19 protein-coding genes are annotated in these 22947 nt (G+C 59.4%); 5 read left to right on the top strand and 14 right to left on the bottom strand.

The genetic code is table 11. The features are described 5' to 3' along the window. Positions 1–179: 179 nt before the first annotated feature. Positions 180–1151 (bottom strand): helix-turn-helix domain-containing protein, encoded by a 972-nt coding sequence (locus tag ABWV89_RS04070; protein WP_353394465.1) that lies wholly within the window; start codon positions 1149–1151, stop codon positions 180–182. A 277-nt stretch (positions 1152–1428) separates the two neighbouring features. On the opposite strand from ABWV89_RS04070, the gene ABWV89_RS04065 reads away from it, so the two are divergent. From ABWV89_RS04065 to ABWV89_RS04055, 3 genes are read left to right on the top strand one after another with little or no spacing between them, the layout of a single operon-like run. Beyond that, positions 1429–2880, top strand: a complete 1452-nt coding sequence (locus tag ABWV89_RS04065) for an aldehyde dehydrogenase family protein (protein WP_353394462.1) — start codon at positions 1429–1431, stop codon at positions 2878–2880. 45 nt (positions 2881–2925) lie between these two features. Beyond that, positions 2926–3471, top strand: a complete 546-nt coding sequence (locus tag ABWV89_RS04060; protein WP_353394459.1) for a cytochrome b — start codon at positions 2926–2928, stop codon at positions 3469–3471. Between the two features lie 7 nt (positions 3472–3478). Next, a complete protein-coding gene (locus ABWV89_RS04055; protein WP_353394456.1) occupies positions 3479–4114 on the top strand; it encodes a nitroreductase family protein in 636 nt (211 codons plus the stop codon). A 17-nt stretch (positions 4115–4131) separates the two neighbouring features. On the opposite strand, the gene ABWV89_RS04050 is transcribed toward ABWV89_RS04055, so the two are convergent. From ABWV89_RS04050 to ABWV89_RS04020, 7 genes are all read right to left on the bottom strand, one after another. Then, positions 4132–4836, bottom strand: a complete 705-nt coding sequence (locus ABWV89_RS04050) for a helix-turn-helix transcriptional regulator (protein WP_353394453.1) — start codon at positions 4834–4836, stop codon at positions 4132–4134. A gap of 161 nt (positions 4837–4997) precedes the next feature. Further along, positions 4998–5318 (bottom strand): 2Fe-2S iron-sulfur cluster-binding protein, encoded by a 321-nt coding sequence (locus ABWV89_RS04045; RefSeq protein WP_353394450.1) that lies wholly within the window; start codon positions 5316–5318, stop codon positions 4998–5000. Then, positions 5315–6565, bottom strand: a complete 1251-nt coding sequence (locus tag ABWV89_RS04040; RefSeq protein WP_353394448.1) for an NAD(P)/FAD-dependent oxidoreductase — start codon at positions 6563–6565, stop codon at positions 5315–5317. The genes ABWV89_RS04045 and ABWV89_RS04040 overlap by 4 nt, the downstream gene beginning before the upstream one ends. Before the next feature lie 7 nt (positions 6566–6572). Further along, positions 6573–7838 (bottom strand): cytochrome P450, encoded by a 1266-nt coding sequence (locus ABWV89_RS04035; RefSeq protein ID WP_353394445.1) that lies wholly within the window; start codon positions 7836–7838, stop codon positions 6573–6575. Positions 7839–7848: 10 nt separating this feature from the next. Continuing rightward, a complete protein-coding gene (locus ABWV89_RS04030; protein WP_353394443.1) occupies positions 7849–8595 on the bottom strand; it encodes a type 1 glutamine amidotransferase in 747 nt (248 codons plus the stop codon). Positions 8596–8602: 7 nt separating this feature from the next. Next, the gene (locus ABWV89_RS04025) at positions 8603–9940 is read right to left on the bottom strand and encodes a glutamine synthetase family protein (protein ID WP_353394441.1); all 1338 of its coding nucleotides are present in this window, start codon (positions 9938–9940) and stop codon (positions 8603–8605) included. 252 nt (positions 9941–10192) lie between these two features. Then, positions 10193–11665: an APC family permease gene (locus ABWV89_RS04020; RefSeq protein WP_502903127.1), complete on the bottom strand. Its 1473-nt coding sequence runs from the start codon at positions 11663–11665 to the stop codon at positions 10193–10195. A gap of 344 nt (positions 11666–12009) precedes the next feature. Between ABWV89_RS04020 and ABWV89_RS04015 the strand changes: the two genes are divergently transcribed. Then, positions 12010–13101: an ABC transporter substrate-binding protein gene (locus tag ABWV89_RS04015; RefSeq protein WP_353394439.1), complete on the top strand. Its 1092-nt coding sequence runs from the start codon at positions 12010–12012 to the stop codon at positions 13099–13101. Between the two features lie 31 nt (positions 13102–13132). Here ABWV89_RS04015 and ABWV89_RS04010 read toward each other — a convergent pair whose 3' ends face one another. Further along, positions 13133–14797, bottom strand: coding sequence for a methyl-accepting chemotaxis protein (locus ABWV89_RS04010; protein ID WP_353394437.1), 1665 nt, complete (start codon positions 14795–14797; stop codon positions 13133–13135). A gap of 221 nt (positions 14798–15018) precedes the next feature. Here ABWV89_RS04010 and ABWV89_RS04005 point away from each other — a divergent pair, with 221 nt between their 5' ends. Continuing rightward, the gene (locus ABWV89_RS04005; protein WP_353394435.1) at positions 15019–15693 is read left to right on the top strand and encodes a TorF family putative porin; all 675 of its coding nucleotides are present in this window, start codon (positions 15019–15021) and stop codon (positions 15691–15693) included. Here the strand turns inward: ABWV89_RS04005 and ABWV89_RS04000 are convergent. The 5 genes from ABWV89_RS04000 to ABWV89_RS03980 all read right to left on the bottom strand — a co-directional run bounded on the left by ABWV89_RS04000 (position 15680) and on the right by ABWV89_RS03980 (position 22942). Next, a complete protein-coding gene (locus tag ABWV89_RS04000) occupies positions 15680–16681 on the bottom strand; it encodes a helix-turn-helix domain-containing protein (RefSeq protein ID WP_353394433.1) in 1002 nt (333 codons plus the stop codon). The genes ABWV89_RS04005 and ABWV89_RS04000 overlap by 14 nt on opposite strands. A 57-nt stretch (positions 16682–16738) precedes the next feature. After that, positions 16739–18202, bottom strand: coding sequence for an aldehyde dehydrogenase family protein (locus ABWV89_RS03995; RefSeq protein WP_353394431.1), 1464 nt, complete (start codon positions 18200–18202; stop codon positions 16739–16741). A 68-nt stretch (positions 18203–18270) separates the two neighbouring features. Further along, positions 18271–19719: an NAD-dependent succinate-semialdehyde dehydrogenase gene (locus ABWV89_RS03990; RefSeq protein ID WP_353394428.1), complete on the bottom strand. Its 1449-nt coding sequence runs from the start codon at positions 19717–19719 to the stop codon at positions 18271–18273. 37 nt (positions 19720–19756) lie between these two features. Further along, a complete protein-coding gene (locus ABWV89_RS03985; RefSeq protein WP_353394426.1) occupies positions 19757–21184 on the bottom strand; it encodes an NAD-dependent succinate-semialdehyde dehydrogenase in 1428 nt (475 codons plus the stop codon). A gap of 84 nt (positions 21185–21268) precedes the next feature. Then, on the bottom strand, positions 21269–22942 hold the full coding sequence (locus tag ABWV89_RS03980; protein ID WP_353394424.1) for a bifunctional 3-(3-hydroxy-phenyl)propionate/3-hydroxycinnamic acid hydroxylase: 1674 nt from the start codon (positions 22940–22942) through the stop codon (positions 21269–21271). Positions 22943–22947 lie beyond the last annotated feature (5 nt).

Here is a 22947-nt window from a genome sequence, read left to right as displayed (position 1 = left end):
CGCCAGTGCAAGCAGTTGGCGCATCGAAGAACACAGAGCCAATGGGCTCTGGTGAACAAGATTCTGTTGGTGTGAACGTACGCAGAGTTAGCCCGAATCGGCAAGCGTTGCTCGCGTGCCTCAGGAGCCTCCGCGGGTAGCCCAGAAGGCGTTGGCTTGATGTCCCGGCGTCTGGACGATCAGGCCGAAGTAAACTGCGGGGACGACTCTCTTACCGCCCGCTGTGTCTGTGATGGCAACTCTGCGAACAGATCGTGGTACTCCGACGCGAAGTGGCTCAGGTGGAAGAACCCCCATTTGGCCGCAGCGTCTCCGATGGAGAGTTGCTGCGGCGTGGTGGCCATCAGCTCCCGTCGCACACCGTTGAGCCTCACACTGCGCATGTAGCTCACCGGGTTGGTCTCTGTCACGCTTTTGAAGCTGTTCTGCACCGTGCGGCGGCTGACCCGCAGTCGCTTGCACAAGTCGACGACGCTGGGGGCGTGGGCGGCATCCGAGAGGGTCATCCTATGACATTTCTCGACAATGAAACTGCGAGACGAGCTTCCGTGGCGCTGAGATCTGTCGCAACCGGGATCCGAGATCAGACGCAGCAACTCGCCAAGCATGGCTTGCTCGATCCCGCGCTCCTCCACCGTTGACACGCCCATTGGGGAAGCAATCACCGTATCGAACATCGCCAGCAAACGCTTGCGACTTTGTGCGAGCCGGTGGCCCGGCACCTGCACCACCGGTTGCTTCAAGAGCGAATCAATGCCAGTGGGCCAGGGAGCACCTGACATCACCTGTTCGAACGCTTCGCGTTCGAACGTCAGGGACAGCATGTCCATGTCCATCGGCATATGAAACATGAACTCGTCGCCGCCCTGCAGAACAAATATGCATTTGTCGTCTGCGGAGCGTCCCTGAACTCGTGCTTCCCCTGGGACGGACAGCGGCACCGCAAAGCAAATATGGTCTCGCGGTGCTTCTCCGTGCTGCACCACGCGCTGGTTGATGTGTTCGCGGAAGGCATGCATGCGAGCAGTGGACCACTGCGATAGCTCGCACTGCACGGCACCTGCCGAAATCTGGCTGTAGGTCTGACCCCAGCCGTGCACCGATGTAGCGTGCAGGTGCACATCATTGAAGCGATCTCTACGGGTATTCATGAGGCGTCTGTTCAAAGTAGTGCGAATACAGGCGTCTGCCGGCCTTTTGATCGCGCTCCCTGTCGCTGCAAGAAGTGTGCCCCCGCAACCGGAGGGGGATGTACCCGTGCTAACCCGCAATTTGGGGCTTCGAATGTGACGATTTGCTGATTTGGGCTACTCAGCCGAGGCGCCTCCCCCCCACACTCGCCTCTCGATCCGGATCGACCACTGCGGCTCGACCCAGAAGCGATCCCCCACCTATTCCGCACACAAGCAAACACGCACACCAGACACGATGACCCAGCATTTCAAACACTTCATTGAGGGCGCGCACACCGAATCGTCGGACGCCGGCCGCCTGGAATTGGTCAACCCCGTCAACGAACAGGTGTATGCCACCGCAGCAAGCGGTACGGCGCAAGACGTGGATCGCGCCGTATCTGCGGCAAATTTCCAGCTCTATGGCGGTGCGTGGAGCAAGCTCAACGGTACTCATCGGGCAGCGCTCTTGAACCAGTTGGCGAACCTCGTCGAGCGGGATCTCGAGCTCTTGGCAGACATGGATGCGCGGGCCATTGGTCGCTCCCCCATGGAGCCGCGCATGCTCGATGTTCCCAACGCCATCGCCAACCTGCGTGCCGCTGCCGGGTGGGCCACTCAGCTGGAAGGCAGAACCATCCCCACTGATGGCTACATGGGCATGCGCACTTTGTCCTACACCGTGCGCGAACCGGTCGGCGTAGTGGCGGCCATTGTTCCCTGGAACGCTCCGCTGATGATCACGACATGGAAAGTCGCCGCCTTGCTGGCCGCGGGCTGTACTGTCGTGATCAAGCCCTCCGAGGAGACGCCACAGTCGGCATTGCATCTGGCTGCCCTGTGCCAGGAGGCGGGCTTTCCAGACGGCGTAGTCAACGTCGTGATGGGTGTCGGTGAAGTAGTGGGCAGAGCGCTGTGTGCGCACCCGAAAGTGGCCAAGATCAGCTTCACTGGCAGTCCAGAGGCAGGGGCCACGATTCAACGAGTGGCGGCACCACTATTCAAGCGGGTCACGTTGGAGCTCGGTGGCAAGAGCCCCCAAATCGTCTTCGACGATGCTCGCTTTGACGACGCTGTCCGCGGCTGCGCCATGGGGCTTTTCGTCAATCAGGGACAGGTTTGCGCTGCAGGCTCCCGCATTCTTGTGCAAAAGAACATTGCACAGAAGTTCAGCGAGGCATTGGCACAAGCCGCCAAGTCTGTGACTGTGGGCGACCCATCACTCGCCGGCGTGCAGATGGGTCCTGTGGCCAAGAAGGCTCAGTACGAGCGCGTCAACCGCTACATCCGGCAAGGTATTGCCGAAGGGGCCGAGCTTCTGGCTGGCGGTGTTTCTGAACCCATCCAAGGCTGGTTCGTGCAACCCACCATTTTCAGCAACGCCAACAACGAAATGAGCATCGCGCGCGAGGAGATCTTCGGTCCAGTAGGCACGGTTCTCACCTTCGAGACCGAGGATGAAGCCATCGAGCTGGCCAACGATTCATCCTATGGCCTGGCTGCCACTGTGTGGACAAGCAACCTTGAACGAGCGCACAAAGTTGCTGGCTCGATGCGAGTGGGCGCGGTTGGAGTGAACTGCTGGAGCCCACTCGATGCCAACCTCCCTTGGGGCGGTCTCAAAAGCAGCGGCATCGGTCGCGAAGGGGGGCTGCCCGGGGCGCTTTCCTACACCGAAGAAAAAGTCATCTCCGTGCTATTGCCCTGAGCCCTCTTCCCTCTTCGACCCACTACCTTGACAGGAGACAACAACATGAAGCAGCAGGAGAAGTATCCAGTCAGCATGCGTGTGCTGCACTGGTTGATGGCCATCATCATTCTGGGCCAGATATTCGGGGGGTGGTTCATGACGCCCTACGATGAAACTCGCGAGCCCCTTGTCAGCCAACTCTACTGGTGGCACAAGTCATTCGGCCTGCTGGTTTTCATGCTCGTTTTCATACGGTTGAGCAACCGCCTGCGGTATGTGCCGCCCAAGCTGCCCGCCAGCTTGCCCACCTTCGACCGAAAGCTGGCGCATTTTGCGCACTGGGCCATCTATGCACTCATCGTACTGTTGCCGATCACGGGCTACACCTTGTCAAGCACGTTCGAATACAGCGATGGCATCACGTTTTTTGGCATTCATGTCCCCGAGCTGTTTCCGAAAAGCGTGACGGTCTACGAAGCCGCCGATTGGCTGCACGTGATCTTGGCCTACACACTTCTGGCGGTGGTGGCATTGCACCTCGCTGGTGTGGTGAAACACCGCTTCTTTGACAAAAACCCCAACAACGACGTGCTGCAACGCATGCTGTGAGACCCACATGACGACACCCATCCAAACAAGCCATGAAACTCTGGCCGTGATCCGCGAACGCGTCTCGGCCAGCCACTTCGATCCGACATACTCCATGGATGAAGCGGTCATTGCAGAACTGATCGGCTATGCCTGTGAGGCGCCCAGTGCCTATCATCTGCAAAACTGGCGATTCATCGCGGTGCAGTCGCCTGAGAACAAACAGAAGCTGCGCGAGTTGGCGTATGGCCAGCATCAGGTGTTCGACGCCGCCGTGACAATCATCGTGGTTGGCACGCTGGACGGACACGAACGCATCCGGGACAACTTGCAGCCTTTGCTCAAAGCCGGCCTCATGACGGCCGATGACCTGAACGCCTGGGCCGATGACACCCATCGCGGCATGAGCGGCAAGCCAGCCAAGCAGCGTGATGAGGCCATCCGATCCGGCGCACTGGCCGCCATGAACCTGATGACAGCGGCTCAAGCCATCGGCCTGGCCAGTGCACCCATGGGGGGATTTGACGCAGCGGCGGTGAGCACGGCGTTCGGTATCGTTTCCACCGAAGTGCCTGTGATGCTGGTGGCCATCGGGCGCGCTGCCGCCGGCAACTGGCCCAGGAAGCCTCGTCGACCTGTCAATGACGTCCTGACCTTTGTTTGACCCAGAGGCCTCTGCATTCAGGTCATCTGGATCGAGGCCAATTTCGCAATCAGCTCCGAACTGGAACGGACGCCGACCTTCGCGTAAATACTCTGCACATGACTACGCAGCGTCGGCAGCGAGACATTCAGGTGCCGACACATCGCCTTGTTGCTCAGCCCTGTGACAGCGATCTCCACGACATCCAGCTCGCGGGCTGTCAAATGAAACTGCGCTGACAAACCCGTCCGACTGATGATGCGGCTGGACACATGGATGGCTTCCAGGCTGTACTCAAGGAAGGGCTGAATCTTGTTGAGCTCGGCCACCTCGTCTGCCGAGAATGCCTGGTCAGGCTCACAGCGCACCAGCGACAACACCGCGACGATGCGCCCCTGCTGCCTGAAGAACACATCGCAGTTGTGGAAATATCCGTTGGGGCGGTAGAAGCCCTGGTAGATTTCACTTTCACGCCATTCGGCATCAGATGCCAACATCGAGTTGGTCACCACAACGGTGTCCTGTCCTTCGTACCGGGAAGGATGCATGGGGTCGACGGACCACCATGTTTCCGTGTACTGCCGCAACATGGCATCCAGCCTTTCATTGGATGCGCTGTCCTGCAGAAGCTGTGCCCATGGCACGTAGATGAAGAAGCGGATACCATCCACCGGCAGCAGACGGTGAACCAAGTCAAACATGGCCTGTTTGAAATCGTCCAGGACATCAGTTTTCTTCGTCACCCGATTGGCTCCCGACCCCGACGAAGAATGGCCATGTACACCATGGACGCACTGGCAGGGGCTTGTTCAAACGATTCCTCCAACGAGGAGTGCGGTGGGGGCCATACCCTTCATGACGTTCACGGCATCATGAGGAGTCAGTGTAATCCGCCCCAGACCTGTCAGAACTGACTCTCCGGCAAGTGCACTGTCAGGCCATGGTGATCTTCACGCAAGGTGATTTGACAACACAATCGGCTGTTCGGGTGACTGAATGCAGCGGATTCCAACATGGCACTTTCCAACGCATCGGGCGGCGTCAGCCGATCCGCCCAGGCAGGATCGACACCGCACACGCAAGTCGCACAAGAGCATGAGCCCCCGCATTCGCCGACGACGCCGACAATCTGATTGTCCACCGCCGCCTGCATCAGCGAAACGCCTGGTTCAGCTTGCACGGTGGTGGCCTGTTGAAGGTGATCGATGAAGACAATGTCAATCATATGGATTTGTCATGTGAAGGTTGCGCCCAGAGACCCAGATCCTGTGAATCATCCGCCAGCACGGCCACGGGTACCTCGACGGACGCCGCGACCAGTTTTTTGCACAACATGAAGTCTTTCGGACGATTGACACAGTCGGCGGCGAGCAGGCGACTGCCGGCCAGGTAGAACACGGAGAAGCTTCGTCCGTAGCGAATGTCACCACGAACGACGACCTGATCATGCCCTTGTGACAGACCGACCATCTGCAGCTTCAAGTCAAACTGATCTGACCAGAACCACGGCTGCGCATGGTACTCAGAGGGCTTGCCGCACAAAGTAGCGGCCGCGCAATTGGCCTGCGCCATCGCATGTGGGACCGATTCAATGTGCAAGAACCTGCCATGAGTTGGGCTGAAGAACTCTGTGCAGTCGCCCGCTGCGACGATCTTCGGGTCGCTGGTCTGCGCATGCGCGTTGACACGGATGCCGTGCCCGACCTCAAGATCGGCTGCAACAGCCAGTTCAACGTTGGGGTCGACACCTATACCTACGATCACCAGATCCGCCGGCAAAACGTTATCGTCGTCGCATTGAACCCCGGTGACATCCGACTCGCCGAGAATGCGAACCACTCCTTTGCCACAGCGCACGTCCACACCTTCTTCCTTGTGTACCCGGTGATAGAAATCTGATACCTCTGCGCAGGTCACGCGTTGCAGCAGTCGCGGCATGGCTTCCAACAAGGTGACGCTCCATCCGAGATGGCGCAGGCTTGCGGCGGTTTCCAGGCCGATGTATCCCCCTCCCACCATCACGGCGTGCCCAGGCGCCCTGTTGTCGGTACAGGCCTTGATCTGTTCCAGATCAGCCAGAGACCGCAGCAAGCAAACACCGCGCAGTTCACCCCCAGGCACAGGAAGCTTGCGCGCTCGTGCGCCCAGGGTCAAAGCCAATCCGCTGTAACCAAGCACTTCGCCCGTGCTCAGGATCACTCTCTGTTGCGCCCGGTCAATGCGCTCGGCGCGCACCCCGAGACGCAGTGTCACCCCCGCCTTCTCGTAAGCGGCCGCCTGGCGGATGAGCAGTTGCTCGGCAGTCATGTTGCCAGACAGATAGCCCTTGGAGAGCGGAGGACGCTGGTAGGGCAAATGCGCCTCGTCGCCAACGAGCACGATCTCACCTTGCCAGCCCTGCTGGCGCAAGCCGACCACCAGTTGCGCCGCGGCATGACCCGCTCCTACCACCACCACACGAGATTCATGCATAAACACCTCAGGCTGGAGTGAAGGCCACTGGCAGACGCTTGATACCGTGCACGTGGTTGCTTCGAAGGCGATCAACTGGCCCCGTGAGCGAAATGGAAGCCACCCGTTTGGCCATCTCTTCCAAGAGCACGCTCACCTGCAGCTTGGCCACATGATTGCCCAGGCAAAAATGAGGCCCACCTCGGCCAAATGCCATGTGCTGGTTGGGTGTTCTGTCGATTCGGAACTGGTGAGGCGCATCGAAGTGAGCTTCGTCCCGATTGCCCGACGCGTAATACATCGCGACTTTATCGCCCCTCGCGATCTCTGCGCCACCCAGCTCCGTGTCCGTGGTAGCGATGCGGCGAACAAAGTGGACCGGACTGGCCCAGCGAAAGATCTCATCGGCAGCGACCCGCGCGTCGACACCACCCGCGCGAAAGCGCGACCATTGATCCGGAAAGTCGCAGAAAGCCTTGATGCCGTGCGAAATGGAATGGCGCGTTGTCTCGTTGCCCGCCACGACCAGCATCAAAAAGTAGTTGCAAAACTCCGCATCGGTCAGGGGACGGCCATCGTACACACCCAGCGCAAGTCGGGTCACGATGTCATCGGAAGCTTCGCGTCTTCGATCCTGTGCCAATTGAAGGCCCAGATCAAACGCGTCGAGCGAGGCCGGGTGACCGAAGGGCATCAACCGACGTTGCGCTTCAGGAACGACTGCTACCGCAGGGTCCACAAACTCCGGGTCATCAGACCCGATCAGCTGGTCACTCCAGCGGATCATGTCGTCGCGGCGAGCCTCAGGGATGCCCAGCACCCTGCACAAGGTAACGATGGGCAACTGCTTGGCCAGGACGTCCACCACGTCCACCTGCCCGCTTTGCAACACCTCATCCAGCAAACGCACGGCGGTGCCACGAACAAAGGTCTCGAGCAATGCCACTGCCCGCGGCATGAAGCCAGGAACAGTGATCATGCGCATCTCCGGATGCTGGGGCGCGTCCATCTCCAGCAGCGTCCGACGTGCATCGTTTTGCTCATCGTCAAAGTCGTCAAGACTGATCACACCATTGCGAGAGGAAAACACCGTGGTGTTGCCCGACACGGCCAAAATATCGTCATATCGGGTGACGGCCCAAAAACCCTTTTGGCCATCGCAACGCTCGTTCCAGGCCACAGGTGAATCACGGCGTAAACGTGCGAACTCGTCGGCAGGTACGGCCTGGTGCCATATGCCGGGATCAGTCAGATCGACTCGGGTCTGGGGGCGGTGGGCGGAAATCGTCGTCATGTGGTTCCCTTCAGTAGGCAGATGGAGAGTGGTCGTTCAGGCGAACCATTCGGTGGCGCAGAAACGCCAGAACCCAATGCGCTGCCGGTAGGCTGTCGATGCGTGTTTGCAAGCTCTGCACCGCAGCATCAGTGGCCTCCTTGCCCTGCTCTGCGCGCTGCGACTCATAAATGTCCCGGGCAAGGCGTGTGGTCATTTCCGGATGTGCCTGGATGGTGAGAACGTTGTCACCGATGGTGGTGATCCCAAACGGACAAAATCCATTGCCTGCGAGGACTTTGGTGCCCGGTGCTCCCGTTGTCACCTGATCCTGATGCAGAGCAATCAAACGAAAGGTGTTGTCGTCTGGCAGGTCGTCGGGAGCCCAGTCGGGCGTCACATCAAGCGGATAGTCCTGCACGCCTATCCCCCAGCCCTTGTCCGACCTCTGCACCTCACCACCCAGCGCGTCATGCATCAATTGATGACCAAAGCAGATGCCAATCACCGGTCGGCAAAGCGCAGCGGCCCTCAGAAAGTCCGACAGCGCAGGTTGCCAAGGCAGCCGTTCATGCACGCTCGACGGGCTGCCAGTGATCAACCACGCATCACACCCTTCGGGGTGCGCCGGTAACTCATGCCGGTGAGCCTTGTAAACCGTGAAATCGAGCGATGCGTCAGCGGTGCGCAGAAACGGCGGAAACGGGGCAGCCATCTCTCCGTGTTCTTCAATCCAGTCGGGGCTGGTTTGCCCGCATTCGAGTATTCCGATCAACATGTCGCTCTCAACCCAGTTCAAGGAAGCGACGGCGTTCGTCGATCAGGGACTTGCCCACGAATGATTTCTGTTGCGACTCACGGGTGGCACTGAAAGTCTCCACAAATCGCTCGCCCAACCAGTTCTTTGCACAGGCTGATTGGCGCAGAGCGCCCACCGCCGCCTGCATGCTGGGCTGCAGCGAAGGGCCATGGCGAGCGTCCGCCAAGAAGCCATTGCCGACTGTAGCCTCCGTTGGCTCCAGCTCTTCTTCGATGCCAGCCAAACCGGCTGCAATGCTGGCCGCCGCCGCGAGGTAGTGGTTGGCGTCGGAACACGGCAAGCGGTTTTCAACCCGTATCGACTGCGGGCTTCGACCGACCACGCGCAGGCAGGTGGTCCGGTTCTCAATGCCCCAAGTGAAAGCTGGCGGTGCAAACGTACCTTCTGCAAATCGACGCCAGCTGTTCACCGACGGCGCGAAGATCAGCATCAACTCGGGCAGGTAGCGCTGAGCACCGGCAATGAAATGGCGAAACCACCTGGACATCTGGTTCTTTGCCTCGGCGTCCCAGAACAAAGGCTTTCCCTTGCTGTCCAGTAGTGAGATGTGAATGTGACTGGACTGACTGTCGGCGTCTTCCGACCAGCGCGGCATAAAGGAAGCGGTTTGGCCGCGGCGCATGGCGCAGACGCGCAGAAAGTTCTTCAGCAGAACAGCTTGGTCCGATGCCTGCAAGGCTGAGTTGGCTGCAATGCAAGCCTCCATAAAACCTCCGCCGATCTCCTCGTGCATCTTGGCCAGCTGAATCTGCAGCGGTCCACAAAAGTCGGCGACTTCGTTGTAGAAATCCGATTGTGCGGCCTGGTAGATGATCAGGTCATGGCTTGGGTGAACAGTGGCTGTGCGCAATCCATCGTATTGCTTGGCCTGAAGCGTCTCAGGCGTTTCGTTGAAAAGCGTGAACTCCAACTCATAGCCCAGCTTGGGCACAATGCCCATGCCGGCAGCGCGTTCGAGCACGCGACCTAAGACACTGCGAGGACAGAACGCCTTTGCGTCGCCTGTAAACTCGGCCAGGTACAAGCCCTGGTCGGACAGCGCTTCCCAAGGGATTGACCGTCGGCTGGTAGCGTCCACGGCCAACACGCTGTCGTGAAAGTCACCAGTACCGTCGGTCACGCCCGGCATCTCAAGGAAGACGTCAGTCGGGTCGAGCGCCAACTGAGCGGGCGACATGCCCATGCCTCCATCCAGAATGCCGGGCAACTCGCTGGCGGCCACCTTCTGGCCGCGCAGCAAACCATTGGTATCAACCACGGCAATGGAGACAAAGCGGTCCGGGCTTTCTTGTTTCGTGTTCATGTTCGATGGCTTGAAGAGGAGAAGACATGACATGGATCACTGCATTTGCCTCCATATCGTGTTAAGCAATTCAGTGTAGAAAGACCTGAAAAAATTCACCATCGTCTAATGAGATGAGATGAGATGAGATGAGATGGCTTTGATCAGGCAGCGAACATCAGCAGCAGCCCTCGTCGGCAAATAAAAAAAGGGGGGGATTCCTCCCCCCCATCAACCTTGGACACAGTCACGACCATTCTTTGGGCCGCGGTCCTATGAGCGGCTGGCGCCCATGTTGGCGAACACCTCCGGATTGGATGACCTCAGTCGGTTGGCCAGGAACCAGCCAACCAATGCTGCCAGCGGAATCAGGGACGGAAGCAGCACGCCCAAGCCAGCGCCGTCTGTCCCCGTCAAGTCACCGAAGTTGATGAAGATGTAGACAAAGAGGGCGGCCATCACCAGGCCCGATGCGACCGGCATGACCCAAGCAGTCAAAAGTGTGGCCTCCCCTTGCCGGCGAAAGAACGAGACCACCGCCAGAGATGTCACCGACATCATGCCGAGCACGCCCAAGACCCCCACCTGAGACACCCAGGTGAACATGTTGAGTACCGGGTCAAGCCCCAGGCCTGCAAACACGGCCAACACGATCAGAGCACCAATGCTTTGCGCCACCGAACCGATATGAGGACTCTGATGCGCTGAGTGCGTGCGTCCAAAAGCGGCTGGCAGCAGGCCCTCGCGCCCAGCCACATAGCTGTATCGGGCAATGTAGTTGTGGAAAGCGGAAAGTGCGGCGAACAAGCTCGACACCAGCAGCACGCCGGCAATAGCAGGGACCGGCCCTCCGACGTAGCGACCTGCAAGTTCAAAGAAGTAGGTGGTGGGGTCTTCGAGCCCTTGCAACGTCGGCAACAGATCCGCTGCGCCAACACCCACAACCATCAACCAGGTGGTGAACACGAAGAACAACCCAATCAAAAGAACCGACAAGTATGTTGCACGCGGAATCGTCACGTCCGGATCTCGTGCCTCTTCTGCATAGATTGTGGTCGCCTCGAAGCCCATGAAAGAGCCCAGGCAGAACAGTACCGCCACGGTGAAAGAGCCGGAGGTGATGGCCGACATGTCGAAGATGTTCAGCGACAAGCCGCTGGCACCACCGGAGCCAAGAATGGCGAAGTCCACCAGCAGCACGATCAGATACTCCAACAACACCAGAAGCACCAGCACTTTTGCCGAGAGATCAACCTGGCGATAGCCGAGAACGCCCACCAGAATCACCGCCACCAGGCTGTAGATCCACCAGGGCACGTCAAGACCGAACTGGGAAAACACGCCCGCCGAGACGCCGCCGAGCAGGCCAATCAGGCCGAACTGCAATGCGTTGTAGGCCACCAATGCCATCATCGCTGTGGCGCCACCCCATCGCCCGCCGAGTCCGCGCGCCGCGTAGGCATAGAACGCGCCAGCGTTGCGCACATAGCGCGACATCGCCACGTATCCCACCGAGAATGCCAGCATGATCAAAGTCATGAGCAGGAAGGTTGCCGGCACCCCTGCTCCGTTGCCTAGCAAGAAAGCAATGGGCACCGCCCCGGCCACGCCAGTCAGTGGAGCTGCGGCCGAAATGACCATGAAAGTCACTGCAATCAGGCCCAGTGAATTCTTGCGAAGCTCGTGGGGCCCGCCATGAGGAGGATACGCAGGAGTCTCCTGCGCGGAGGTACGGTTGTCTGCCATAGTTGTTGTCACTGTCTTTGAACTGCCGAATACGAAACCCCGCGCCGGCACAGGGGGTGTCGCGGAACCCCCCGCAACTGTTGCGACTCTATTGGCGCCTGAATGACAGGAGTTAGCCCGGATCGGCAACTTTTCTCACGCTATTGCCAAGGGATCCTGCCTGCGGCCCCGACTTTGCCGATTCGGGCTATGGCACCGTTCCGGCCGACCCGTAGCATGATTTCACGCATAGGCACTTTGGAGAAATAGCCGTGGTCAGACATACACATCCTTCGCCGTATTTTCGCCAGGTCATATCAGGGTTAACCCGATTCGTCTTCACTCTTGGCGTGATGGTTGCAGCCATGTTCCTGAACACTGCAAACGCAGCGGAATTGGTGGTGGTTCAAGTCGCCCCCCAAACAGGAGAGTTGGCTCACTACACGCGTGAGTTGCGCACGGGCATGCAGGTCCACCTGGATCATGTGAACGCCAACGGTGGAATCCGCGGCGACACCGTTCGACTCGTGTCATTGGACGACCAAGCCAAGCCCGAGGAGGCGCTTCAACAGATCAGGCAGGCTGCATCGTCCTTGAACCCTGTGGCCTTCATGTACCTCATAGGGCCTGAGACCATCGCAACCACGTTCGAAGCCAATATCTTTGACCAGTTGGGCATTCCGCTGATTGGCACATCTCCTGCCGCCGTGCAACTGCGCTCGCCAACCCGGCCGCATGTCTTTCACCTCACCCGTGGGGAGGACAGTGAGTATGAGAAGCTCGCCCAACAGCTTCGAACCATCCGGCTTCGCAGGGTATCGCTGATCCATTGGGATGACCCGGCCACGATGGGCGAGGTCAGCTTCTTCGAACAATCAGCGGCCAAAGACCAGCCCATCGAGGTGGTGGCTCGGGCGGCGGTGCCCGCCAGCAGCGGTCAGTTGGACAAGGCTTTTAAACAGATAGCTCAAACCCGCGCAGATGCCATCATTTCCATGCTGCCAGTCGAAGAGACTGCCAAGCTGCTCAAACACCTGCGCAGCGAAGGCGTGTTCACGCCGGTCTATGGGGCCTCCTACAACGAGTCGAGACGCCTTTTCGAGTATGCGGGTGAGAAAGCATCGCGGGGGATGACGGTGACGCAGGTGGTACCCAATCCGTTTGGCGGCTCCCTGTCTCTGGTGCGTGACTATCATGCGCAGATGAAGAAGCATGGCCCCAAGGATGCTCAGCATGGCACACTTTCCATGGAAGGCTTTCTTGCTGCGAGGCTGCTGGTCGAAGCGTTGCGTCAGACGCCCCGCCCCGTCTCCGCCGGAAGTTTGCGAGACACCTTGGAGCAACGCGGCCCATTTGACCTTGGCGGCTTGCGAGCTACCTTCTCGGACACTGACCATGTGGGCCTGGACTTCCTGGATATCGGAGTGGTCACCTTCGGCGGGCGATTGCGCTACTGACCGACCCAGCGGCACCTCATGTCGGGCATGCTCAAGGACGGCCCTGCCACAGACGTTCAATGGCCGCTCGATTGTCAGAGGAGCCGAACCCCGAAATGAATGCATTGACTCGTTTCAACAGTGATGCACTGGCCACCGCGTCCTTGACCCCGACGACATAGACCAACTCATCAGAAATCAAGCCGTTGGGTACGAGCTCGATGCGATCACACCAGGGACTCGAGGGGTGGACCGCTGCCCAATGGAAGATGGGCCGCTCAGCAAAGAAAGCATCGACCTTCCCGTTGACCAGAGCGTCATAGATCAGTTGCGGGTCAGCGTATGAAACCAGGTTGCCAAGCGTGATCCGACCTCCAGGGCGTTGTCGGTTGGCCTCCCAGCGCACGCCCGCCTCCTCAAGGGCTTGCATCGCGCCCAAGTCATAACCGCAACCCAGCACCTTCCCCTTCAGATCTGTCAGTCCGCCGATGCTCGTGTCGCCCCTGCGTTTAGCCAGAATCATCGGGTGCCGGGTGTATGGCTTGGAGTAGGCCAGTCCGCGAAAATCCTCGATGGGAGGCAACGCGCTCCAGATCACATCGACAGGCGGTTCATCGAAACTCCGGCCATGGAACGGAAGACCGAGGCACTGATCCCAGCTCTGCTCTACAAACTCAATGCCGACGCCCAGGGACTTGGCAAATGCACTGGCATAGGCCACATCCATGCCTTGCAAGGGCTCTGCCGACTTCAATCGGAATGACAAGCCAACGAAAGAGGGATCGACAGCCACCCGGAGATAACCTCTGCTCAGCACACTGGCCAGCAAATCGCTTTCCCTTCCAAAGGGCAAATGCCGTCGGCGCATAGCGTCGGACACAGCCTTCGGTCCTTCGGACGACGGTTGCAGCAGAAACGGCTGCAACTCCTCCATGAAGGACGAGGAATCGACCAGGCGCTGCTGCGCGATATGGATGCGTCGCCCCAGTTCTGGCACCGTCTCCGATATCACTCGGTTGGCGGATCGAAGTTGGTCGAAGTCGAAGGAGATGCCGTCAAGCAAGTCGTTCATCTCCGTCAGGCTCTCCCCAATCCGCTCGGACAGTTGGCCAAGTTGGGTTTCGCTGTCCGCTCCCACTCGCTGAAAGCTCTCCTGAACAGGCTTGAGATCCATCTTGTCGACGGCTTCTTTCGCGAAACCAAGCGCATCCGCTGCCAGGCGGCGAATCTCGTTGGCCACCACGGCGAAGCCGCGCCCAGCGTCTCCAGCTCGCGCCGCCTCGATGGCCGCATTGATCGCCAACACATTGATTTCTCGCGCAATGCGGCTGATGGCGTCCATGACTTCCTGCACCGCCTGATCACTTGCCCGCAGGGCGACCGAAGCCTCGGCGCTGGCCTGCTGCAATCGATCGGAGACGCCTTGGGTCTCAGCCACCAAGGTTCGCTTCACCTTGTCGGCCAGTGCTTTGCTTCCTCTCATGCGCTCGAGCGAGCCACCGAGCGTCTGATCGAACGCACCCGCACGACTGCTGACTTCCAGCATGGCAATGCGCATGCTGTCCAAGCAGCGTTGGGCAGCCAGCTCCAGCTGCACAGTCACCTGCAATGCATTCCCCAGCATGACATCGATCCCGCTCACCCGGTCTGCCTCACCTTCGGACGCCAACTCACCAGTTCGCGTGCTGACGCCGCGATTGCGTTTTAACCAGCCCATCAAAGACTCGCCTCCTTCTTTGCTCAGCTTAAACCGCTTCCCAGCACATCAGCAGCCCAAAACGGCAACAGGTGGACGGCACAGTCGTGCCGTTTTGGGCTCACCCATCGCGACCTGTATCCCTAGCATACAAATCACCTGATGCAGGCCCTTGCGGTCCGGCAAAGGTTTCAATTCACCCAAGACAGGGCTTAGCCATGCCTATTCCACGAGAGAGACAAATGATCAAAGCTTTTCCCCACATCGCTGTTGCCATCGCATTGGCGGCCACTGCCGCATCTGCGTCTGCTGAAGGGATTTCCTACAACGTAGGCATCACCTCGTTGTACAAATTCAACGGTATTGACCAGGACGTTCGCGCATCCAAGAACGTTCGGCCAGCCCTGCAAGGTGGCGTCGACTATGACTTCGGCAACGGACTATACGTGGGAAACTGGAACTCCACAGGCCAGTTCGGTGCCATGGGCAAAGCCGACCTGGAGATCGACGTGTATGGAGGCTATCGTGGTGAATTTGGTGAAGGCTGGCGCTACGACGTCGGCGCGATCCGCTTCATCTTCCCGAAAGACAACACCTGGAATGCCAACGAAATGTACGTTCGCTTGGGCTACGGCATCTTCACCGCGCAATTCGGCCACGGCTTTGGCAACGGCAACAAGGCAGCCCGCCTCGGACTTTCTCTGGCTCACCCCATCACAGAGCAGCTGACGATCGAAGCGGGCATGGGCTTTCGCAACAAGGAGAACATGGGCGGCGCGACAGATGCCCACCTCGGTGTGGTCTACGACCTCGGCTCCGGGCTGATGGCTTCCGGACGCATCAGCGGTGCTGAGACGGCCAAGGCAGGTCCCGCTGGCAAGACGCGTTTGGCCGTCAGCCTGATCAAGGTATTCTGATCGATTCGCGATGGCCGGCCTGCGCAATCGTGGGACGGCCATCGGCGCGAAGCGTGTCAGAGGGCCGCTCACCGAACAGCTCTCGGTAATGACGCGCGAAGTGACTGAGATGAAAGAAGCCCATCTCAGCCGCAGCATCGCCGACCGCAAGCACTTGGGACGTTGTTTCGGTCAATCGGCGTCGCACGGCATTGAGCCGCAGATTGCGCTGGTATTCGAGCGGACCGATACCTACCTCGCTTTGAAACGAGGCCTGAAGAGTGCGACGGCTGACGCGCAAATGCGCACAAAGATCAAGCACGCTCATAGCTCTACCCCTGCAGTCTTCCATTAGCTCACGGCTGCGCCGCACGATGTAACTGCGAACCGATCCACCGTAGCGCGTGGTGCTGCGCACATGCTCTGCTGCTTCGAAAAGATCCAGCACAGTGCTGAAGACCATCTCGTCAAGCACACTGTCGACCATGTCCGGTGCACGAGATGTACGCCGCACACCTGTCGGCTGTGCCACTATCCGCAGCAGGGCTTGTCTCAGCCGCCAGACAGCTGCTTCACTCAAGTCCAGGCTGCGAGCACTAAGAGCCAAAGCCTTTTGCGCCTTTGACAAGTGCAGGTCGGCCAGTTGCAAGAACCGCTCGTAGTCGACGTTAGCCGCCACGAGGCTGAGACCCTGCGGGGCGTGGAGCATGAACTCTTCGCAATTGCGCAGCATCACCACCTGGGAATCTGGGCGCCATGCCCATCCGGAAGAGACGTCCCTGGGCTCACTGTCCGAAACAGCTAGGCACAGCCGGCGGTCCGGACATGCGCCAAACTGTGCGACCTGCCGGCTGAAGGTTTCACGAAACACCAGGAATGAGCTGGTCGACACCTGCTGCAGGCTGCTGACCAGGGCCCCTCGGCCCAGCTGGCAGTAGTCTTGTGCCCACCCAGGCACTGCCTGGGCATGCAGGTTCACATCGTTGAAAAGGCGCAAATCGACGTTCATTGAACGGCTCGACAATGGGGCCCCAAGGACCGTTAGCGAACGTGAACTGTGCTCAGATCACAGCGCGATCGACACCAACTTTTCTTCCAGATAGGCGTCCAGGGCCTTGCGCGAGAGATCGGTACCAATGCCACTGTCTTTCACTCCACCCCATGGCAGTCTGGCATCCAGCGGGCTCCAGCAGTTGACTGCCACGGCTCCGGCCTCTAGACATGCGGCCACCCGGTGCGCCGCTGATACATCACGGGTCCAAAGGCTGGCGGACAAGCCATAGCGGTTGTCGTTGGCCAGCGCAATCGCTTCTTCCTCGGTATCGAACGGAATGATCGCGCACACCGGCCCGAACACCTCTTCCTTGGCAATCTGCATGTCTGGCGTCACATCCGTGAAGACGGTGGGCCTCAGGAAGTAGCCCTTGGTAGGCTGTTCAGCCTTATCACCGCTGAGACGGCGAGCCCCCTGCGAAACCGCTGTGTCGATACACGCCTGGACGCGCTGAAGATGCCGAGCGCTGATCAAGGCGCCCATCTGAGCCCCCTCCACATCAGCGCCACCCAGCCGCATGGCGTCCGCCGCCGCAGCCAGAGCCTGCTCCACCTGTGACAAAAGGGAACGATGCACGAGGATTCTTGAGCCGGCCGCACAGGTTTGGCCTTGATTCACAAACGCTCCCATGACCAGGCCAGGGATGGCCTCTTCGAGATCAGCGTCTTCCAGCAAGATCTGCGCAGCCTTGCCGCCTAGCTCCAAGGTGACTCGCTTGAATGAAGAAGCCGCATCCCGCGCAATGATCCGGCCGACGCCAGTGCTGCCGGTGAAACTGATCTTGCTGACATCCGGATGCGCTGTGAGTGCCGAACCCGCCTCGGTTCCCATGCCATGCACAATATTGACCACTCCTGGGGGGAAACCAGCCTCAGCGACCAGGCGGCCGAGCTGTCCCACCGCCACTGGCGCTTCTTCAGACGTCTTGATCACCACGGTGCATCCGGCCGTCAACGCGGGCGCAAGCTTCCAGATAGCGATCATCAAAGGGGCGTTCCAGGGCACAATCAGGGCGGCCACACCGACCGGGTCCAGTCGGGTGTAGTTGTGCATGGCTCGACCCATGAAGCCTGCGGTCGGCACTGTGCGACCTTCCAGCTTATCAGCCCACCCTGCGAAATAGCGAAGCGTATCGACGGACATGGGCAAGTCCATCATGGTCATGTCCAATCGCGGGCGTCCTTGCTCTTCCGCCAAAGTGGTGATGAAATCGGCGGCGTTGGCCTCCAGGAGATCCGCCAGGCGAGAGAGGCAACGACCCCTTTCCTGGGCTGGCATCGTCGCCCAAGCGCCAGCCTGAAGGGCTTGCTTGGCGGCCAGAACGGCGGCGTTGATGTCGTCTGCATTCGACGCACTCACGACTGCACAGGGTCGACCCGAGGCGGGCGCGATCTTCTCGAAGCTGGCTCCCGACAATGCCGGCTGATACTGACCATTGATGAAATTATGCAGAGTGGGAATGGTGTGATTGCTCATGTGGAGTCTCCTGTTATCCTGATTTCTTTTTTAAGTGCTGGCTGCGCTGTGTTCGACCTGGACCAAGATCAAATTCCGGCCATGTTGATGTACTTGACCACGAGGTAGTCATCCATGCCGAGGTGTGATCCTTCGCGGCCAATGCCTGACTGTTTGACACCTCCGAAAGGTGCGACCTCGTTCGAGATCAAACCGGTGTTCACGCCAACCATGCCGTACTCGAGGCGTTCGGCCACACGCCAGACCCGCCCCAAATCGCGAGCATAGAAATAGCTCGCCAAGCCAAACTCGGTGTCATTGGCCATGGACACCACTTCCTCTTCCGTCTCGAACCTGAACACCGGCGCCAGAGGGCCAAACGTTTCTTCTCGGGCCACCAGCATCTCTTGAGTCACGTCGGCCAGCACAGTGGGCTCGAAAAACGTCTGGCCCAGCGCATGCCGATGGCCACCAATGACCAGCCTCGCCCCCTTGGACATAGCGTCTGAAACATGCTGCTCCACCTTGGCCACTGCCTTGTCATCAATCAAAGGGCCTATGCGGACGTCGCTTGCGGTTCCTTCTCCAACCTGCAGCGTCGAGACGGCAGTGGCAAGCTTCTCGACAAACGCGTCATACACCTTGGTGTGCACGTACAGCCGGTTGGCACAGACGCATGTCTGACCTGCATTGCGGTATTTGGAGACGATGGCACCTTCGACTGCAGCATCGAGGTCAGCGTCCGCAAACACGATGAAAGGTGCGTTGCCGCCCAACTCCATCGACACTTTCTTGATGGTCGCTGCCGTGCGCGCCATCAGCTGACGGCCTACCTCGGTGGATCCGGTAAAAGAGAGCTTTCGCACCAGCGGGTTGTCCGCCAATTCGTCGCCGACATCCCTGGCAGAACCGGTGATGACGGAGAAAACACCGGCAGGTATGCCCGCACGTTCGGCCAGAACCGCCAATGCCAACGCGGTGAGCGGGGTCTGGCTCGCCGGCTTCACCACCATGGCACAACCCGCTGCAAGCGCCGGTCCGGCCTTGCGCGTGATCATGGCCGCGGGAAAGTTCCAGGGGGTGATGGCTGCGCAGACGCCGATCGGCTCTTTGGTCACCACGATTCGCTGGGAAGCCACCGGCGCAGGAATGGTGTCACCGTAGACGCGCTTGGCTTCTTCGGAGAACCACTGAATGAATGAGGCGGCATAGGCAATCTCACCACGGGCCTCTGCCAGAGGTTTGCCCTGCTCGGAGGTCATGATGAGCGCCAGATCATCCTGGTTGGCCAACACCAAACCGTACCACTGCGACAAGATGCCGGAACGCTCCTTGGCAGTCAACGCACGCCAGGCAGGCCAGGCCCGATTCGCGGCTTCGATTGCCTCGCGAGTCTCAGCGCCCCCCAGCCGAGGAACAGAGGCGATCACCGCTCCCGTCGCAGGATTGGTGACATCAATATGCTCTTTGCCGGACACCCATCGGCCGCCCAAATAGCATTGGCCAGGAAGCAAGGATGGATCTTTGAGTTCAAACATGTAAGGAACCGTTCAAGAAAAGGAAATCGAGTCGAGATCAGATCTGCGTGACCATCTTGGTCACCAGGAATCCATCAAAAGTCTCAGTGCCACCCTCGCTGCCGATTCCACTGTCCTTGACGCCGCCAAAGGGCAGTTCGGGGTGGGCCATACCAGAGTGATTGATATTCACCATCCCCACCTCCAGCCCGCTCATGACCTGAGTGGCCGTCTTGTGAGATTCAGTGAAAACGTAGGACGCCAAACCGTAGGGGACGCTATTGGCTACCTGAAGAGCCTGATCGGTTTGGTCGAACTTCACCACGGAAGCAACAGGGCCGAACGGCTCTTCTCGCATGATTCGGGCGTGGGTCGGCACGTCGGCAACAACGGTCGGCGAGAAAAAGTGACCGGCCTCGCCCAGCCGCGCACCGCCCGTAAGCAATCGCCCTCCGGAGTCCATTGCGTCTTGCACCAACTCCCGTACCGCTTGCAGCCGTCGATCATGGATCAGCGGGCCCATCTGCGTCTCGGGAGCGAGGCCGTGTCCGACTTGTACGCTCTCAATGACGTCAACGAAACGCTTGACGAAGCGGTCGTAGACACCTGCTTGCACGAACACGCGCGAGGGCGATACACAAACCTGACCCGCGTTGCGGACCTTCATCCGGGCCACCAGCGCAGCCGCCGCATCCACGTCCGCATCATTGAAGACCAGCACTGGAGAATGTCCACCCAGCTCCATGCTCGCGCGCTTCATGTGTTGGCCAGCCAGAGCGGCGAGCTGTTTGCCTACCGGGACGGAGCCGGTGAACGAAACCTGCCTCACGACTGGCGATTCGATCAAATGGCGAGATATCTCGGCAGGCTGACCGAAGACGACATTGAACACCCCCGGCGGTAGACCCGCATCATGGAATGCGCGCGCCATCTCGACGATGGCGCTCGGGGATTCCTCTGGCCCTTTGAGAATCAGACTGCAGCCGGCCCCGATCGCAGCAGAGACCTTCTTGATGGCCTGTCCCAGCGGAAAATTCCAGGGGCTGAACGCCACACAGACGCCGACAGGCTCTCGCAACACCATCTGACGCACCCGCGGGTCTCGCGACGGCACCACTCGCCCGTAGATGCGCCGACATTCCTCCGCATGCCATTCAACATGCTCAGCGCTGTTGAGCACCTCTGCACGAGCGTCTGCCAATGGTTTTCCGTTGTCACGCGTGATGCCGCGGGCGATGATCTCAGCCCGCTCCCGTAGCAACTCGGCAGTCTTTCGCAAAACAGCCGACCGCTCCATGGGTGATGCATTGCGCCAAAGAGAAAACGCCTTCTCTGCTGCCGAAACGGCAGCGTCCAGGTCGGTTGTAGTCGCACATGGCAAGTCGCCCAGATGATCACGCGTTGCCGGATCAGTCACTGCCATGGTCGAGCGGCTTCCCCGCTCGATGAACTGACCATCGATATACAGAACAAGCTTGGGATACATGGGATCTTTCATTGGTATGACCTCACTGGCATGGCTTTACCGCCGGTTGCGCAGGCACATGGCCGACGCGAGAACGCGCCGGCCTTACGTGGCAAGCTGGGCCGGAGCCAACGGGCCTGCTGCATGTGCTTCCGGTTGCACGGCATGGGCAGGCAACACAAGGTCACAAAAACGGCGCAGTTGGTCGACTGCATCTTCAGCACTTCCGGCTGCCGCCACAAAACGGTCTGGCCGAATCAAGACCCAATCCACTTTGCGCTGCTGAAACCAAAGTTGAAGCTGGTTTTCCAGGTCTTGGATCACCGTCACTTCAGGACCACTTGACATGCCCGGCTCGCTCGCGCCGCTGCGGGCTCGAACTCCCACCAGACGGGCGCAACCCAGCGCGTTGAGACGTTCCAGCAGTTCGGCTGGCGCCTGGGCCAAAGGGTTCCCTCGCCATGACAGCAGGGCAAACCGCCCTCCAATCACGTCGTCCATCTTCTCGCAGACGCCGAGTTCGCGCTCGACGTTGGGCTGAATGAACATTCGACCAACCAACTCGTCTTGAGCTGTCTTGCCGCTGTTGAGCACCACCCCCGCCGAGAACCGTGGCATGGGCTTGAACTTCATCTGCAAAACATAGTCCCGGACTTTCGGCAGATGGCGAATGGTCAAGAAGAAACGATCCCGCATCCAGGCCACAAAGCGGTTGCGCTGCGAGAGCACCGCTCCAAACAGATCCGCCAGATCGATCATGGCCTTGGTGTGGGCATGCCGTTCTTCATGGTAGCTTTGGAGAAGCTCAGGCTTCATTCGCCCTTTTACGATCCAGGCGAGCTTCCACGACAGGTTGAAAGCGTCGCGCAGACCAGCATTGAGCCCCTGGCCGATCCACGGTGGCGTGATATGGGCAGCATCACCGGCAATGCAGACCCGTCCAACCACAAACGACTTGGCGACGCGGGAGTTGTGCGTATACACACGAGCCCTGATCACATTGAGGCGAGAGGGATCCGCTACATGGTTGCGCAGAAGATCCTGGACCTTCTCGGGTGCTAGCATTTGCTCGCCATCCTCGCCAGGAAACAGCATGAACTCCCACCGCCGCAAACCATAGGGCAAGCGCAAACAAACGTACGGACGGCGCGGCTCACAATGGAGTGCGGTGTAGGGCGCGTCCAGAGGATCTTGATCGCACTCGATCACCACCCATTTGTTCGGGTGGGTCTGTCCCTCGTAAGGAATCTTGAGCAAGCCTTCGCGGACGGTGCTTCGACCGCCGTCCGCCCCCACCAGATACTGCGCGCGAACGCCCGTGGAGCCTCCGCGCTCATCCTGCAGTATCGCTGTGACCCCGGTCTCATCCTGTTCGATGGATTGCAAAGCGACACCAAGCTGCGTGGTGACATGGGGGTAGCGTTCGAGGCCTTGGCGCAAAGTATGCTCACCCAAAGGCTGAGAGAACAGGTTTCGCCTGAACCAGCCAAATTCGCGCGTACTGGGCAATATCTCCGCAAAGCAGCGTTTGTCCGCCGTGTACATGCGCATCGGTACGTTCTGGATCATGTCCTTGAGCATGATGTCGGCCAGGCCCACGGCCTGAAACGTCCGCAGCGCCTCGTCATCCAGTCCTACCGCACGCGGATAGTCCAGGACCTTCGGGCTGCGATCCACCAGCAGTGTCTTGACGCCGTAGTGGCCCAGCAAATTCGCCATGGACACGCCCACCGGGCCAGCTCCCACAATCAGCACCTCGGTATCGACTAGTTCGTTCATCGTGT

It is taken from the genome of Hydrogenophaga sp. 5NK40-0174 (assembly GCF_040372165.1).
GTDB lineage: Bacteria > Pseudomonadota > Gammaproteobacteria > Burkholderiales > Burkholderiaceae_C > Hydrogenophaga.
Note: the sequence above shows the minus strand (reverse complement) of the source record. Positions and strands in the feature narration are given on the sequence as shown.

Coding starts and splice junctions, on each gene's coding strand:
- ABWV89_RS04070 (WP_353394465.1), bottom strand. CDS start 1,151: ATGAATACCCGTAGAGATCGCTTCAATGATGTGCACCTGCACGCTACA.
- ABWV89_RS04065 (WP_353394462.1), top strand. CDS start 1,429: ATGACCCAGCATTTCAAACACTTCATTGAGGGCGCGCACACCGAATCG.
- ABWV89_RS04060 (WP_353394459.1), top strand. CDS start 2,926: ATGAAGCAGCAGGAGAAGTATCCAGTCAGCATGCGTGTGCTGCACTGG.
- ABWV89_RS04055 (WP_353394456.1), top strand. CDS start 3,479: ATGACGACACCCATCCAAACAAGCCATGAAACTCTGGCCGTGATCCGC.
- ABWV89_RS04045 (WP_353394450.1), bottom strand. CDS start 5,318: ATGATTGACATTGTCTTCATCGATCACCTTCAACAGGCCACCACCGTG.
- ABWV89_RS04040 (WP_353394448.1), bottom strand. CDS start 6,565: ATGCATGAATCTCGTGTGGTGGTGGTAGGAGCGGGTCATGCCGCGGCG.
- ABWV89_RS04035 (WP_353394445.1), bottom strand. CDS start 7,838: ATGACGACGATTTCCGCCCACCGCCCCCAGACCCGAGTCGATCTGACT.
- ABWV89_RS04030 (WP_353394443.1), bottom strand. CDS start 8,595: ATGTTGATCGGAATACTCGAATGCGGGCAAACCAGCCCCGACTGGATT.
- ABWV89_RS04025 (WP_353394441.1), bottom strand. CDS start 9,940: ATGAACACGAAACAAGAAAGCCCGGACCGCTTTGTCTCCATTGCCGTG.
- ABWV89_RS04020 (WP_502903127.1), bottom strand. CDS start 11,665: ATGGCAGACAACCGTACCTCCGCGCAGGAGACTCCTGCGTATCCTCCT.
- ABWV89_RS04015 (WP_353394439.1), top strand. CDS start 12,010: ATGTTCCTGAACACTGCAAACGCAGCGGAATTGGTGGTGGTTCAAGTC.
- ABWV89_RS04010 (WP_353394437.1), bottom strand. CDS start 14,797: ATGGGCTGGTTAAAACGCAATCGCGGCGTCAGCACGCGAACTGGTGAG.
- ABWV89_RS04005 (WP_353394435.1), top strand. CDS start 15,019: ATGATCAAAGCTTTTCCCCACATCGCTGTTGCCATCGCATTGGCGGCC.
- ABWV89_RS04000 (WP_353394433.1), bottom strand. CDS start 16,681: ATGAACGTCGATTTGCGCCTTTTCAACGATGTGAACCTGCATGCCCAG.
- ABWV89_RS03995 (WP_353394431.1), bottom strand. CDS start 18,202: ATGAGCAATCACACCATTCCCACTCTGCATAATTTCATCAATGGTCAG.
- ABWV89_RS03990 (WP_353394428.1), bottom strand. CDS start 19,719: ATGTTTGAACTCAAAGATCCATCCTTGCTTCCTGGCCAATGCTATTTG.
- ABWV89_RS03985 (WP_353394426.1), bottom strand. CDS start 21,184: ATGTATCCCAAGCTTGTTCTGTATATCGATGGTCAGTTCATCGAGCGG.
- ABWV89_RS03980 (WP_353394424.1), bottom strand. CDS start 22,942: ATGAACGAACTAGTCGATACCGAGGTGCTGATTGTGGGAGCTGGCCCG.